At 66.1% G+C, this 13,275-nt stretch carries 15 protein-coding genes and 1 tRNA gene; 8 read left to right on the plus strand and 8 right to left on the minus strand.

The window, feature by feature from the left end; all coding sequences use genetic code 11:
- Positions 1-164 precede the first annotated feature (164 nt).
- The gene (locus tag RW112_RS05670; RefSeq protein ID WP_317780841.1) at positions 165-911 is read right to left on the minus strand and encodes a phosphoglyceromutase; all 747 of its coding nucleotides are present in this window, start codon (positions 909-911) and stop codon (positions 165-167) included.
- Between the two features lie 115 nt (positions 912-1,026).
- Between RW112_RS05670 and RW112_RS05675 the strand changes: the two genes are divergently transcribed.
- The gene (locus RW112_RS05675) at positions 1,027-1,887 is read left to right on the plus strand and encodes a class I SAM-dependent methyltransferase (RefSeq protein ID WP_411709864.1); all 861 of its coding nucleotides are present in this window, start codon (positions 1,027-1,029) and stop codon (positions 1,885-1,887) included.
- 28 nt (positions 1,888-1,915) lie between these two features.
- On the opposite strand, the gene RW112_RS05680 is transcribed toward RW112_RS05675, so the two are convergent.
- Together RW112_RS05680 and RW112_RS05685 are read right to left on the minus strand one after the other, a co-directional pair.
- The gene (locus RW112_RS05680; protein ID WP_305939783.1) at positions 1,916-2,272 is read right to left on the minus strand and encodes a DUF2516 family protein; all 357 of its coding nucleotides are present in this window, start codon (positions 2,270-2,272) and stop codon (positions 1,916-1,918) included.
- A gap of 9 nt (positions 2,273-2,281) precedes the next feature.
- Complete coding sequence (locus tag RW112_RS05685) at positions 2,282-3,466, minus strand: aminotransferase class I/II-fold pyridoxal phosphate-dependent enzyme (RefSeq protein WP_317780842.1); 1,185 nt, start codon at positions 3,464-3,466, stop codon at positions 2,282-2,284.
- Between the two features lie 89 nt (positions 3,467-3,555).
- Between RW112_RS05685 and tmk the strand changes: the two genes are divergently transcribed.
- The 3 genes from tmk (at position 3,556) to RW112_RS05700 (ending at position 7,012) form a co-directional block, all read left to right on the plus strand.
- Positions 3,556-4,224, plus strand: a complete 669-nt coding sequence (gene tmk, locus RW112_RS05690; protein ID WP_317780843.1) for a dTMP kinase — start codon at positions 3,556-3,558, stop codon at positions 4,222-4,224.
- Positions 4,221-5,363: a DNA polymerase III subunit delta' gene (locus RW112_RS05695; RefSeq protein WP_317780844.1), complete on the plus strand. Its 1,143-nt coding sequence runs from the start codon at positions 4,221-4,223 to the stop codon at positions 5,361-5,363. Before tmk ends, RW112_RS05695 begins: the two co-directional genes overlap by 4 nt.
- 74 nt (positions 5,364-5,437) lie before the next feature.
- Positions 5,438-7,012, plus strand: coding sequence for an alpha/beta hydrolase (locus RW112_RS05700; protein ID WP_317780845.1), 1,575 nt, complete (start codon positions 5,438-5,440; stop codon positions 7,010-7,012).
- 45 nt (positions 7,013-7,057) lie between these two features.
- On the opposite strand, the gene RW112_RS05705 is transcribed toward RW112_RS05700, so the two are convergent.
- Positions 7,058-7,843 carry an HAD family hydrolase gene (locus tag RW112_RS05705; RefSeq protein ID WP_317780846.1) on the minus strand — a complete coding sequence of 262 codons (786 nt, stop codon included), beginning with the start codon at positions 7,841-7,843 and terminating at the stop codon, positions 7,058-7,060.
- 238 nt (positions 7,844-8,081) lie between these two features.
- Here RW112_RS05705 and RW112_RS05710 point away from each other — a divergent pair.
- Positions 8,082-8,154, plus strand: a tRNA-Thr gene (locus tag RW112_RS05710).
- Between the two features lie 315 nt (positions 8,155-8,469).
- Positions 8,470-8,901, plus strand: coding sequence for a hypothetical protein (locus RW112_RS05715; RefSeq protein WP_317780847.1), 432 nt, complete (start codon positions 8,470-8,472; stop codon positions 8,899-8,901).
- 162 nt (positions 8,902-9,063) lie between these two features.
- Here the strand turns inward: RW112_RS05715 and RW112_RS05720 are convergent, their stop codons facing one another.
- Complete coding sequence (locus RW112_RS05720) at positions 9,064-9,375, minus strand: hypothetical protein (RefSeq protein WP_317780848.1); 312 nt, start codon at positions 9,373-9,375, stop codon at positions 9,064-9,066.
- A gap of 53 nt (positions 9,376-9,428) precedes the next feature.
- A complete protein-coding gene (locus RW112_RS05725; protein ID WP_317780849.1) occupies positions 9,429-9,824 on the minus strand; it encodes a hypothetical protein in 396 nt (131 codons plus the stop codon).
- Positions 9,825-10,283: 459 nt separating this feature from the next.
- Here RW112_RS05725 and RW112_RS05730 point away from each other — a divergent pair, with 459 nt between their 5' ends.
- Positions 10,284-11,945 carry a phosphodiester glycosidase family protein gene (locus RW112_RS05730; RefSeq protein ID WP_317780850.1) on the plus strand — a complete coding sequence of 554 codons (1,662 nt, stop codon included), beginning with the start codon at positions 10,284-10,286 and terminating at the stop codon, positions 11,943-11,945.
- A gap of 209 nt (positions 11,946-12,154) precedes the next feature.
- Here the strand turns inward: RW112_RS05730 and RW112_RS05735 are convergent, their stop codons facing one another.
- The gene (locus tag RW112_RS05735) at positions 12,155-12,346 is read right to left on the minus strand and encodes a three-helix bundle dimerization domain-containing protein (protein WP_317780851.1); all 192 of its coding nucleotides are present in this window, start codon (positions 12,344-12,346) and stop codon (positions 12,155-12,157) included.
- A 129-nt stretch (positions 12,347-12,475) separates the two neighbouring features.
- Here RW112_RS05735 and RW112_RS05740 point away from each other — a divergent pair, with 129 nt between their 5' ends.
- Positions 12,476-12,742: a hypothetical protein gene (locus tag RW112_RS05740; protein ID WP_317780852.1), complete on the plus strand. Its 267-nt coding sequence runs from the start codon at positions 12,476-12,478 to the stop codon at positions 12,740-12,742.
- Positions 12,743-12,839: 97 nt separating this feature from the next.
- On the opposite strand, the gene RW112_RS05745 is transcribed toward RW112_RS05740, so the two are convergent.
- Complete coding sequence (locus tag RW112_RS05745; RefSeq protein ID WP_317780853.1) at positions 12,840-12,962, minus strand: hypothetical protein; 123 nt, start codon at positions 12,960-12,962, stop codon at positions 12,840-12,842.
- Positions 12,963-13,275 lie beyond the last annotated feature (313 nt).

Below are 13,275 nucleotides of genomic sequence, written 5' to 3' on the forward strand. Positions count from 1 at the left end.
CACGTGGCGCAGGAACTCAACGGCCGCCCACGCAAAACGCTCGGCTGGAAAACTCCAGCCGAGCGTTTACGTGATTTACTACTAACCACCTAACCAGCAGGTGTTGCAACGACCCCTAGAAACCGCCAGGTGACCGGCCCGCCGTCGTTCGTTAAGGCGTTGCCTTATTTCTTGCCCTGGTTGGCGACTGCCTTGATGGACTCGGCTGCCGCCTCGGGGTCGAGGTAGGTGCCGCCCGGGTTCAGCGGCTTGAAGTCGTCGTCGAGGTCGTAGACCAGCGGAATGCCCGTGGGGATGTTCAGGCCGGCGATGGCTTCGTCGCTGATGCCGTCAAGGTGCTTGACGAGCGCGCGCAGGGAGTTGCCGTGGGCCGTGACCAGGACGGTCTTGCCGGCCTTGAGGTCTTCCTTGATGTCTGATTCCCAGTAGGGCATCAGGCGGATGAGGACGTCCTTCAGGCACTCCGTGCGCGGCAGGGCGTCGCCCAGGTCCGCGTAACGGGGGTCATGCGCCTGGGAGAACTCGCTGCTGTCATCCAGGGGCGGCGGCGGGGTGTCGTACGAACGGCGCCACTCCATGAACTGCTCTTCGCCGTATTCGGCCAGCGTCTGTGCCTTGTCCTTGCCCTGCAGGGCGCCGTAGTGGCGCTCGTTGAGGCGCCAGTCGCGCTTGACCGGGATCCAGCCGCGGTCGGCCTTGTCCAGGGCGATGTTCGCAGTGTTGATGGCCCGCTTCAGGAGGGAGGTGTAGAGGACGTCCGGGAGAACATTGTTCTCAACCAGGAGCTCACCGCCGCGTGCCGCTTCCTCGCGGCCCTGGTCGTTCAGGTCAACATCCACCCAGCCGGTGAACAGGTTCTTGGCGTTCCATTCGCTGTGGCCGTGGCGCAGCAGAATCAGCTTGTAAGTCATGGTTTTCATCCTAGCCGAGCAGGCGGCGGCGGTGCCGAGCGTTACACCGGGTGGCCGGAACCGCGGTCGGATCGCCGGTGCGCGGAGACAAGGGCAGGACCGTTAAGCTTGTCCGGTGGTGCAGAAAGCTGAACGGGTCGCCCCCGCCCGGACCGGAAAGGGCGCCGGCGGAGGAACCCGCGACGCCGGCCGGGGCGGCAGGCCGGTAGGCAATGTCACCCGCGGCACCACCAACCCCAACAGAATGCGTCGCCTCGACCGGTGGCTCACCGGGACGCAGGCTTGGCGGCTGCGCCGGGCCTCCGACCCGCTGGTCGTCGACTTGGGCTACGGCGCCTCCCCGGCCACCGCCGTCGAACTGTTCGAGCGCTTGTCCGCAGTGCGCGCGGATGTCCGGGTGGCCGGCATAGAAATCGAGCCGGAGCGGGTGCGGGCGGCCCAGGAACTGCAACGGGCCGGGCTGAGCTTCCATGTGGGCGGGTTCGAGATTCCCGTGCCCGGTCAGCCGGTGATCGTCCGCGCCTTCAACGTCCTGCGGCAGTACGAGGAAGCGGACGTTGAGGCCATCTGGGGGCTGGTCCGCAGCAGGCTCGGACCGGACGGGCTGTTCATCGACGGCACGTGCGACGAGATCGGACGGCGCGTAACGTGGGTGGCGCTCGACGCCTCCGGCCCGCTGAGCCTGAGCATCTCCATGCGCTTCGGCGGTTTTGTGCTGCCCTCGGAGATTGCCGAACGGCTGCCGAAGGCCCTTATCCACCGGAACGTGCCCGGCGAGAGGATCCACGGCTTCCTGCAGGCACTGGACAAGGCCTGGCTGGACGCTGCGCCACTGGCATCATTCGGGAACCGGCAACGGTGGACAGCTATGTGCCGGTCAATGCTCGACGGCGGCTGGCCCGTGCAGGACGGACCGTCCCGCTGGCGGTTGGGCGAGCTGACGGTGGGCTGGGACGCTGTGGCCCCGCTCGGTTAGTGCCCGCCCGGCTGGCGGGGCAGCCCCGCTACCAGGGCCCGTAAGGCCCCATGTTGCGGCTGCCGCCGCGGCCGGCGTCCTTCACTGCGGGCCGTACGTCGGCGAGGTACACGGACGCTGCGGTCACTGCGGCCAGGCCGAACAGTCCGAGCGGGCCGAGAAGCCCGCCGCCCCCGCCTCCGAAGACGGACAGTGCGCCGATCGCCAGGGCACCGCCCGTCAGTGCCAGCCAGAAGGTCTTGGTCCGCTTGGACACGGCCTCGAAGGCATTCGCCTTGTGGCGCAGGCAATCGAAGAAGGCCCACACCTCGATGCCAAGGGCGACGAGCGCAAGGATGAAGTACACCCAGTTCTCGACGAACATAATCAACTGTTTTCCGTCCACGCCCCCAGCCTATCCGCCAAGGGCGTCCAGTGCCTGCTCCAAATCGGCCCAGAGGTCGTCGATGTTTTCGATCCCGACACTCAGGCGGACCAGGTTGTCCGGTACGCTGACCGGCTCAGCCGTGTGGCGCCGTCGTCGTTCAATCAGGGACTCGACGCCACCCAAAGAGGTAGCGGGAAGCCACAGCTGCAGCGCGCGGACCAGTTTGTCCGCCGCGTCGGCACCGCTCAGGGCGCCGACGGGAGCGATCTGCACGCACAGCACCGACCCGAAGCCCTTCATCTGCGACTTGGCGCGTTCGTGCCCGGGGTCCGTTTCCAGTCCGGGGAACCGGATGCCCTCGATCCGAGGGTGATCGCTCAGCCGTGCGGCGAGCTCGGCCGCCGATGCCTGCGAGCGTTCGATGCGCAGCGCCAGCGTCCGCAGCCCGCGCAACGCCAGCCAGGCTTCGAACGGTCCGGCGATGCCGCCGTGGATGATGCGGTGGTGCAGCAGTGCGGCGCGGATCGAGGCATCCGAGGTCACCAGGGCGCCCAGGACGACGTCGGAATGTCCGGCAAGGTATTTGGTGACCGAGTGCAGGACGACGTCGGACCCCAGGCCCAGCGGCTGCTGGACCAGGGGCGTGGAAAAGGTGTTGTCGGTGACTACGATCGCGCCGGCGTCGTGCGCGGCAGCCGTCAGGGCCCGGATGTCCGCGATCCCGAGCATCGGGTTGGTGGGGCTTTCCAGCCAGAGCATGCTGGCAGTCTTGCCCTCGGCCGGAGCAAGGAGTGCCTTGACGGCGTCCGTGTCCGCAATATCCACGGTGCGGAGCTCGAACAGCCCCTTCTCCGCCAGTTCCGTGGCCATCACCAAGGACCCGGCATAGCTGTGCGAGGGCATGACCAGCACTCCCCCGGCGGGGATGAGGGACAGCGCCGAACTGACGGCGGCCAGGCCGGAAGCGTAGAGCAGGCCCGGAAGGGACGCACCCTCCAGCTGGCCCAGCGCTTCCTCGAACGGGTCCCACGTGGGATTGGAGTAGCGCCCGTAGCCGCGGTCGCCGTCGGCGAGCGGCCCCGTGCCGAAGTAGGTGGAGGACAGGACGATGGGCTGGTTGACCGGCGCATCGCGTTTACGGGGCGGGCGGCCGGCGGCCACGACCACCGTTTCGGCCGACAGCGCGGCGGCCTGCTGTTCGGAAAGACTCATGGTCAAAGAGTACGTGGGAGGCCCGCAGCCCCGGAAAGGCGTTACGGCCGGGCACCTGCGGTGTCGGTGATTGTCGGTAGGCTGGTCTTGTGACTACCCAGAACCCCGGACTGTTCATCGCCTTCGAAGGCGGCGACGGCGCAGGCAAGTCCACGCAGGCCGCAGCACTGGCCGGGGCCCTTGAATCGCGCGGCTTCACGGTGCTGCGCACCCGGGAACCGGGCGGTACCCCGATCGGCGAAAAGCTGCGGTCCCTGGTGCTGGACCACGGCCACGGCCACATCGACGCCCGCACCGAAGCTTTGATCTTTGCCGCCTCCCGTGCGGCCCATGCCGACCAGGTCATCCTGCCGGCTTTGGAGCGCGGCGACATTGTGCTGACGGACCGCTACATCGACTCGTCCGTGGCCTACCAGGGCGCCGGGCGGGGGCTCGGCACCGCAGCCGTGCGCCAGCTCAACGAGTGGGCCACGTCCGGCCTGCAGCCGGACCTCACCGTACTGCTCGACGTCGACCCCGCCGTCGGCCGCCTCCGCCGCACAGCCGGTGACGCCGCTGAGGACCGGATGGAATCCGAGGCGGACGAATTCCACGCCACCATCCGCACTGCGTTCCTGGACCTCGCCGCCGACCGCCCGGACCACTACCTGGTGCTGCCGGCCCGTCAGCCCGTCGCAGAGCTGGCCGGGCTCATCCAGGCGCGGGTGGACGCGCTGATCCTGTCCCGGAACGTTGCCCACGAAGGCGTGGCGCCGTGACCGTCTGGGATGACCTGCAGGGCCAGCCCGCCGTCGTCGCCCAGCTCCGCCAGGCCGCGCAGGGCGAGGGCTTGACCCATGCGTGGCTGTTTACCGGCCCGCCAGGGTCAGGCCGCTCCAACGCGGCAAAGGCCTTTGCCGCCGCCCTCAACTGCGACCAGGAGGACGTCACCAGGCGCGGCTGCGGCGAATGCGCGGCCTGCCGCACCATCCTGGGGGAAACGCATTCGGACGTGGTGTTCGTCCGCACCGAGAAGGTCACCATTACCATCGATGAAGCCCGGGACCTTGTGGCGACCGCGGGAAACCGCCCCTCGTCCGGACGCTGGCGGATCATCGTGGTGGAAGACGCCGACCGCATGGCCGAACGCACCACCAACGTCCTCCTCAAAGCAATTGAGGAGCCCACTCCCCGCACCGTGTGGATGCTCTGCGCGCCGTCACCGGCGGACGTCCTGGTGACCATCCGGTCCCGCTGCCGCCCGGTGGCGCTGCGGCTCCCGCCGGCTGCCGACGTCGCGGCGCTGCTGGTGAGGCGCGACGGCGTGGACCCCGCACTGGCCGAACGTGCGGCCCGCGCGGCGCAGAGCCACGTGGGTATTGCCCGCCGGCTGGCCCGGGACGAGGCCGCCCGCGAACGCCGGATGGAAACCGTCCGGTTCCCGCTGGGATTGCGGGGAATCACCGCGGCAGTCCTGATGGCCGAAAAGCTGGTGAAGATCGCCACCGAGGAAGCCAACAGCTCCAATGAAGTGCGCGACGCCGAGGAAAAGGCAGCGCTCCTGGCCACGCTCGGTGCGCCGGAAAGCGGCACCCTGTCGCCTGCCATGAGGAGCCAGATCAAGCAGCTCGAGGACGACCAGAAGCGGCGCGCCAAACGCTCCATCACCGATTCCCTTGACCGGACACTCACGGACCTGCTCTCGTTCTACCGCGACGTGCTGATCATCCAGATGGGGAACGCGGTGGAACTGGTGAACGTTGAACTCAGGAGCGAGCTGGCGGAGTTTGCCGGCCGCTCCGGCCCGGAGGCGACGCTAGCGAGGATGGATGCGATCAACAAGGCGCGCCAGCGCATCACCACCACGAACGTTGCGCCGTTGCTGGCCATCGAATCAATGGCCGCGAGCCTGATCTAGTGCCGCCCCGTCCAGCCTCGTCCCGCCGTCGTATGTTCCCCCGAGCCCACGCCACTTCACCCAAGGAGCCCTGCATGAAGCCTGCCCGACGCCTGCCCTTACGGTCACGGTCCGGATCGACCGCGGCAAAGGCAGCTGCCGGCTCCCTGGCCGTACTGCTGGCACTGACGGGCTGCACCCTGTTCGGCTCGTCCAACGGCGGATCGAACGGAGGCAGCACCGGCAAGGCCGATCCGTCGATTGCCGAGGCGGCTCCCGAGGAGCTCCGGAACTTCTACTCGCAGGAGGTTGCCTGGACCTCCTGCGAGGACAATCTGGAGTGCGCCAAGATCAAGGTTCCCCTGGACTACAGCGAGCCCGACGGCGACAGCATTGAGATCGCGGCCCTCAAAATGCCCGCCGAAGGCGAAAAGACCGGCAGCCTGCTGGTCAACCCCGGCGGTCCGGGCGGGTCCGGCTATGACTTCGTCAAGGACGCAGGGGCGACGAACATCTCCAGTGAGGTCCGCGCCAAGTACGACCTGGTGGGCTTCGATCCCCGCGGAGTGAAGCGCTCCGCCCCGGTCACGTGCCTCACGGACCAGGAACGCGATGAGTCCCGGGCAAAGAACTACGACCTCAGCTCGGACGCAGGCCTGGCGGCCGCACTGGCCGGCAACAAGGCCACGGCGGCCAAGTGTGCCGAAAAGACGGGCCCGGTGCTGGCGCACGTGGACACGGTCAGCGCTGCCAAGGACCTGGACATCCTGCGTGCCGTGGTCAACGACGCCAAGCTGAATTACCTGGGCTATTCCTATGGCACCTTCCTGGGATCCACCTACGCCTCACTGTTCCCGGACAACGTCGGCCGCATGGTGCTCGATGGCGCACTGGACCCTTCCCTCAGCAACGAGGAGCTCACCAGCGGCCAGGCCCGAGCGTTTGAGAAAGCCATCCGCGCCTACGTGGAGAAGTGCCTCGGGGACAACGGCTGTCCCCTGAGCGGAACCGTGGACAGCGGCGTTCAGCAGATCCGCGACGTCGTGGCGGCCGTTGATGCCAATCCGCAGCGCGCACAGGATGGCCGGCTGGTCACAGGGTCGGCGTTCGTCAGCGGCCTCATCCTGCCTCTCTACAATGACGACAACTGGCCGCTGCTGACCCAGGCGCTGGACTCGGCACTCAAGGGCGACCCGTCACCGATGCTGCGGCTGGCCGACTTCGGTGCCGACAGGGATCCGAGCGGCAAGTACACGTCCAACAGTGCCTTTGCCTTCAACGCCATCAACTGCCTGGACTACCCCATGGTCTCGGACCCTGCCGCCATGCGGGCCGAAGAGCAGAAGCTGCGGCAGGATTCCCCCACGCTGGGCTACTTCTTCGCCTACGGCGGCACCAACTGCCAGGACTGGCCCTACAAGAGCACCCGCACGCCGGCCCCCGTGGAATACTCCGGCTCGGCCCCGATTGTGGTGGTGGGCACCACGGGCGATCCCGCGACCCCCGTGGAGTGGGCAGGCGCCCTGCGCAAGCAGCTGGGCAACGCATCCCTCGTGACGTGGGAAGGTGAGGGCCACACTGCCTATGGCCGCTCGAACACCTGCGTCACCGATGCCGTGGACGGCTACCTCCTGACCGGCGAGGCGCCCGCGGACAACACGAAGTGCTAGGACGGCCGGGGCCCTCCTTGGCGTAACACGCGTAGTGGTAACGGGCTAGGCGGACCGGGGCTCCAGCAGCACCGGCAGATCGCGGATGGACTGCACGACGGCGGTTGCCCCCGCCGCGCGCAGCGCCTGCTCACCGTGCGCCCCGGTCAGGACGCCTGCCACCGTGGTGGCGCCGGCCCGGAGCCCTGACTGGATGTCCGCGCAGCTGTCTCCCAGCACGGCCACCTTCCGGACGTCGTCCACGTCCAAGGCAAGGACCGCCGTCAGTATCATGTCCGGGTACGGCCGGCCACGCCCTGCGTCCGCGGGGCAGAGGCTCAGGTCCGCCAGACCCATCCAGCCAAGGCTCTCCAGCACCATGTTCTGGGTGTGGCGGCCGAAGCCGGTGGCCAGGCACACCATGATCCCGGCCTCGCGGAGCCAGCCAATGGCGTCCTCTGCGCCGGGAACAGCCTGGATGATGCCGTCCGCTATCAGCTCGTCACAGCTGCGTTCGAAGGAGGTGTTGGCTGCGGCGGCACGGGTCCGGTCTTCAAACAGGTGGCTGAAAACAGCGAGCTTCGACATGCCTGCGGTGTCCCTGGCGTAACGAAGCATTCGCTCGAACTGTTCCGAGCCTTCCTCGACGCCCTGGTTAGTCAGGGTGCGGGTCATTGCGCGCTCCAGGAGACCGCCGTCGAACACCGTGGTTCCCACCATCGCCAATACGGCGAGCTCGACGTCGTGGGGGTCCCCCGCTTGGGCTGACCCCGGCGTGCGATGCAGTGCGGGTACGGCTTCGCGAGCAGATGCGGCTGCTTGTGCGGACGTGTCCGCGGTGTCCGGAGTCATGGAAAAAGCCCCTTCGCTGGCACACAGCCGCCGACGCGGCCGCGTTTGGTCGTTCCACAGTGCAGGCGCTCCGGGACGACTTGCTGAACCGGCACCGACCGCACGGTGAACATCCAGACAACGTCCGCCACGGCCGTCCGGCGGGGTCCGGAACCGCTCATTTTGACCCGGGCAGGGGACTCTATTACAGTTGTCTCTTGCATGATCCGCCCGGTTCTTCCGGGAGTGTCCATGCGGTGCTTCCTTAGCTCAGTCGGTAGAGCGTTTCACTCGTAATGAAAAGGTCATCAGTTCGATTCTGATAGGAAGCTCGGGATAGACCCCCTAGAAACCAAGGTTTTTGGGGGGTCTTTTCGCTGGTTAAGCCAAAGTGCTCGCGTAGGTTCAAGGCACACTCTGGTCTCCCTCCGTCTGATTTTCAGCTACAAACATGAGGCGATTCCAGCCGCGTATCAAATACCCCTGGCCTTGGCCGCCTTCACTGCCGACCGGCTATCCTCAACACGGCCGGCGTTTTTGCCTTAGCCTTTTAGACAGATCATCGATGCACCCTCTCAACCCACCAGGACAGGGTCTCACCGACACCCAGGTGCCGGACCACATCCGATCGAACCCACAGGACTCACGTGCAGAACGGCATTCCAGGCAACAACACAGGCAGCGGCCCCAACTATGACGACCAAGTCCGCGCTTACCACGAACAGGCACTGGCACGCGGTGACAACAGGGTCCTGTTCCGCACCGTGGAGGGCAGGCTTCACAGCTACGCCAAGGACGAGCTGGGAGTGGTTACCGCCAGTTCCCACCCGCAGGTGCGGTCCGCCAGCGGTTTCCTGGCGATGGCTGTCTTCTTCGCTGCCGTTGCAGTCTTCTCCATCCTGCTGGTGGCCGGCCCCACCAGCAGGGGCCAAGACCCCATGTGGAGCGCCCTGTTCCTGACCGCCGCCGGAGTGGGTGGCATCTTGTACGCGGTGAGGATGACGGGAGTGGCAGCCAAGGCAAAACGTCTGCGCGCGGAACGCGGAACCCCCGAGCCCACCTCACGTCAGTTCGACTAATTCATTGATGCGGCGTAACCAGGGCTCGCACAAGTCCCATACTTCCGCGCTTCGAAAAGCTGCGCGTGGGCCTGCGGGTCGTACTCCCAGCCTCTACCGTTACCTCTTCTGAAACGGACAGCCAGGCAGTCATCGGGACCCAGCGCCTCCATGGCCAAGTCATCACCCGGCGATGAACAGCAGCACCACAAAAGCTACGAGTCCGACGCCGGCAAGGGTGAGGCCGATCATGCCGCGGCGCCGCCCGGACCCTTTGCGGGCAACCATGTAAGCGAACGCCGCACCGAAGAACCCGATCGGGAGCCAGATAAGACCCACGGCCCGCACCCAGCCAAGAGGGTTGAAGTCTTCGCTGAGGCTCAGCACGTAAGTGAACACGGTGGCAGCCAAGGCAAGCGCCCCGAGCACGACGGTGATGGTCCCGGCGCGTTCCGAGCCAGTGTCCCCACGGGTTCGCCTGTTGTCCGTCGTCAAATTTGCTTGTCTCCTTCGTTGCCGGAAAAGGTCCCATTCGTTCCGCGCCGAATTCAGCCGGCGGGCTGGCCGAAGAAGTACGAGGCAACGTTAAGCAAGACGAACCCGACAGCAATGCCCGCCCCGATCATGGCCGGCACTCTTCCGTCCTTGCGCCCGAGCCTCATCGCCTTGCGCCCCTGGACCGCCGAGAGGATGCCGGGGATCGCGAACACAAGGAGAGCCGGAATGACAGCCACCAGCATTTGCCAGAATTCCGGGGCGATGGTGTCGTTCGTGAGCACTGTGGTGATGCCTTCACCGATGCCGAAGGAAGCACCGAACGACAGCGGGTAAAGCGCCAGAGACCACCACGCCCGCCGGTAGGCACGGTCTGCAGCCTCACTGGTCACTGCAGCGCCGGCCGTTGGTGCACCAGCGTCCACGTGTCCGCTTTTCCTGCTCGCCATTGGGATCCTCCTTTGCTGTTTAGTTCAGATGATTGCACCGACACATGTGGGCGGAGTAGGGGCGTTAGCCCTTTGCTGGAGTGGACCGACTTCTGAAATTGACCAAGAGTTCTGGCCGCCATGCATGCGGAGGGCCCAGCGCAACTCCACAGGCTCGCGCCAGATCGGACACCGAACGCCGGTAGTGTGCGGTCCATGACATTCTCGGCCCTGGGCTGGCTCGTGACACTGGGCGTGCGGTTTAGGCAGTGACCGGCCAAGAACCTCGCAACTCTTGGATTCGCCGCGGTCTGCGTCATGGTCGTCGACCTAACCCTTCTGGTGTTCAGCCTGGCCGATCCTTCTCGGGAACATCTGGACACTGCCTCCCAAACGCGTGGAGAACACTTGCCGAAAGCATAGTTAACGTGGGCGCTGGAGTGCCAAGTCCGACCCCGCAACACCCTAGTGTCGGTAACCATGATCAATCCCAATCATCGTCACCGCCGTGCGGTTATCACCGCGCTTACCGTGTCCCTCCCCCTTGCCTTCCTGTCGCCAGTAGGCGCCTCCACCGCGGCACCCACGGCTCTGGAACTGGATCAGCAGACCGCCCGATCAGTACAGCCTTCCCACCTGGATCTGGGCGCGCAGGACCTGCCCGAGACGCGCAACGTGACCACTCTGGCCCCGGGCCTTACCCGAACCACGATCACCCGGGGTACCCCTAATCAGGACTTCTTCTGGACCGTCGAAGTGGCGATCCCGTCGACGTCGCCCGACGCTCCCGCGTCCGCGTTGTCCACCCAGGCGCAGGCCCAGATGGTTGCCGACAAGCTCAGTGCCGCCGGGGTTCCCGCAAGGGTTGAGCACGTCCAGTCACCCCAGCTGGCCGACGCTGGCGGGGACCTCGGCTACCGGGTGCGCGCGGACCAGTTCGTGTCCAAGGCCGAGGGCTCCCCTACTGTCGACCAGGTCAAAGCCGCGGGCTACAAGGCATCGGTGATATACACCGGCTGGGATGGCGACGCGGGCTCCAGCGAGGATGACCGCGGCCCCTGGAACCTGCAGGTGCTGACCATTGACCCGAAGGAATTTCGCGGAAACCTCACCTCCTCATTCGGCCCGAACCTCGAAGACCGCGAAACCACCAGCTCACTCGCCGCCGCCGCCGGCGCCCTCGCGGCAACAAACGGCGGCTACTTCGTCATGGACCCCGCCGCAGGCGCCCCGGGCGATCCCTCCGGAGCCGCAATACAGGATGGAAAGGTCCTCAGCGAACCCGTCGGGGACCGGCCCTCCCTGGTCATCGATAAAAACCGCACCTCCATCCAGCGTCTGCACTGGCACGGCACGGTCACCGCGCCGGGCAACGCAGAACTCCCCCTGGACGGGCTCAACCGGGTGCCCGGGCTGATCCGCAACTGCGGCGGCCCCGACGATACGCCAACGAACCTGCCGCTGCACGATTTCACCTGCACGGACGCGGACGAAATCCTCGCATTCACCCCCGAGTTCGGCCCCACGACCCCGTCCGGGCCGGGACTCGAGGTCGTCCTGGATGCCCATGGCACCGTCACAGCGGTCAACCACACCCGTGGCACTGCGGTACCGGGCGGCGGGCAGACGCTCCAGGCCATTGGAGCGGACGCGGACAAGCTCGCGGCCCTGGCTGTCCCGGGCGCCAAGCTGAAGGTCGACACTGATGTGCTCGACGAAAGCGGCAGGGCCCTGAAGGCCGGCGCCACCACTGACGTCGTAAATGGCGGCCCAGCCTTGGTCCAGAACGGCCAGCTGAACGTTACGGCCAAGCGCGACGGCATGGTCCGCACCAACGACAGCAACAGCTTCTTCTACGGCTGGGTCCACAAGCGCAACCCCCGCACAATCGCCGGAGTGGACGCCCAGGGCCGCACTCTACTGGTCACCGCCGACGGCCGGCAGACCACCAGCCTGGGACTGAGTATCAAGGAATCCGCCGATGTGGCCCGGTCCCTTGGGATGGTCAACGCCATCAACCTGGACGGAGGCGGATCCACCGCAATGGTTCAGGATGGACAGGTCGTGAACTCCCCGTCGGACGCTACTGGCGAACGACCGGTTGGCGACGCTCTCCTCGTACTCCCCGGCCGCACGCCGTAGCCCGGCACAGGCCCAGACGCCGCGAAGTCGTCACCCACGACCGCAACATCAGCGCCCAGAAGTGCCGGGACGCAGCACCTGTCACCGCCGGCGACCCGTTGCTGCCCTTGCAACAAGGTGACCACTAGCCGGGCCGCTGGAAGCCCCTGCCCCTTCACTGGGCAGGGGCTTCCTTGTACTTGGGCGGAGAAGCCTGGGGACGCGGGCAGCTAATGTCTTAGCCGGTCCTTGACGGCGTGTTCGACCAGGATCGGAACATAGTCACGGACCCTGCCGGTGTCCAACGAACGGTGTTCCTGCTCGACGAGGTCTTCGATGTGTTGCCGCGGCACCGCCGGATACTTTTCGGCGAGCCGGTCGACGACATGGTCAAGTGCCCGCAATTCTTCGATGACTCCCATTGGGAGATTTTCGGGCCGGCCATCCCCGGATACAAGACTGGATTTTTCCGCCGGGCGGGGTTAGCGGGCGCCACCTGCCCATCATCCTGCGGACATCAGCAGGCAACTTTCGTGCACCATCCTTCAAGCATGAGCACCACGACAGACACACCCGGCACTTCCAGTCCTGAAAGAACCTCTGTCCTCTCGACGGCTGCCCTTGCCTGCGGCGATCAGATTGAAGCCTCCTACAAGGGCACCCTGGTGCACCGCGGCCAGGTTACGGAGATCGCCCCCAGCCGCGAGCTGTTCTGGATCACGGACTACCTCACCGGAAGCCGCCGCCTTCTGGACGTTGCCGAATTCGAGATCGTCCGGCTGGCCAATCCATCTGCCACCGAAGAGTCGGGCATCTAGACGGGGGTCGTCCAATTTAGCCAGGGCCGCTACGAGTCAGTCGGTCGATATCCTCACCGCTGAGCTCAAAGGGCTCAGCGGGAACACTCGGGCCGGCCTAAGGCTCCGGCTCCGGCTTCACGCCGTTGACGTTCTCCTTCATCCATCCCAGGAGGCCTTCCACATCCTTGTCCAGGTAGCGGCGTGCGACTGCGGAGGCCGCACCAAGGTACGGCCCCACCACATTCGACTACGAGAGCCGGTTCTTAATGGCCCGGATCAGCGGGGTGGTTTCCCTCCAGATTTAGGTTGCGACACCCTCAATGACCCGGAGCCAGCCCGGAATGCGGTTGTCATCCAACGCTGCCGTAACCTTAAACGCGGCAATGACAGTGTTCGCGACTTCGTTGCCCTGACCCTCATCACCAAGGACTAATCCAACCAATGCCCCTTGCACCACACTTCTATGTCGCCATGCCCAGATTCAGCGTCACTCTTATCGTCTTGCTTCTGACCGGCTGCGCCGTGCCGGGCCCCCTTCCCGGTGTGCAGTC

The sequence above is a fragment of the Arthrobacter sp. B10-11 genome, assembly GCF_033142195.1.
GTDB lineage: Bacteria > Actinomycetota > Actinomycetes > Actinomycetales > Micrococcaceae > Arthrobacter > Arthrobacter oryzae_C.

What these genes read in the sequence shown, in the direction of transcription:
- RW112_RS05705 (WP_317780846.1), bottom strand. Translation starts at nt 7,843, where the DNA reads ATGACTCCGGACACCGCGGACACGTCCGCACAAGCAGCCGCATCTGCT.
- RW112_RS05685 (WP_317780842.1), bottom strand. Translation starts at nt 3,466, where the DNA reads ATGAGTCTTTCCGAACAGCAGGCCGCCGCGCTGTCGGCCGAAACGGTG.
- RW112_RS05670 (WP_317780841.1), bottom strand. Translation starts at nt 911, where the DNA reads ATGACTTACAAGCTGATTCTGCTGCGCCACGGCCACAGCGAATGGAAC.
- RW112_RS05735 (WP_317780851.1), bottom strand. Translation starts at nt 12,346, where the DNA reads ATGGGAGTCATCGAAGAATTGCGGGCACTTGACCATGTCGTCGACCGG.
- RW112_RS05740 (WP_317780852.1), top strand. Translation starts at nt 12,476, where the DNA reads ATGAGCACCACGACAGACACACCCGGCACTTCCAGTCCTGAAAGAACC.
- RW112_RS05700 (WP_317780845.1), top strand. Translation starts at nt 5,438, where the DNA reads ATGAAGCCTGCCCGACGCCTGCCCTTACGGTCACGGTCCGGATCGACC.
- RW112_RS05725 (WP_317780849.1), bottom strand. Translation starts at nt 9,824, where the DNA reads ATGGCGAGCAGGAAAAGCGGACACGTGGACGCTGGTGCACCAACGGCC.
- RW112_RS05730 (WP_317780850.1), top strand. Translation starts at nt 10,284, where the DNA reads ATGATCAATCCCAATCATCGTCACCGCCGTGCGGTTATCACCGCGCTT.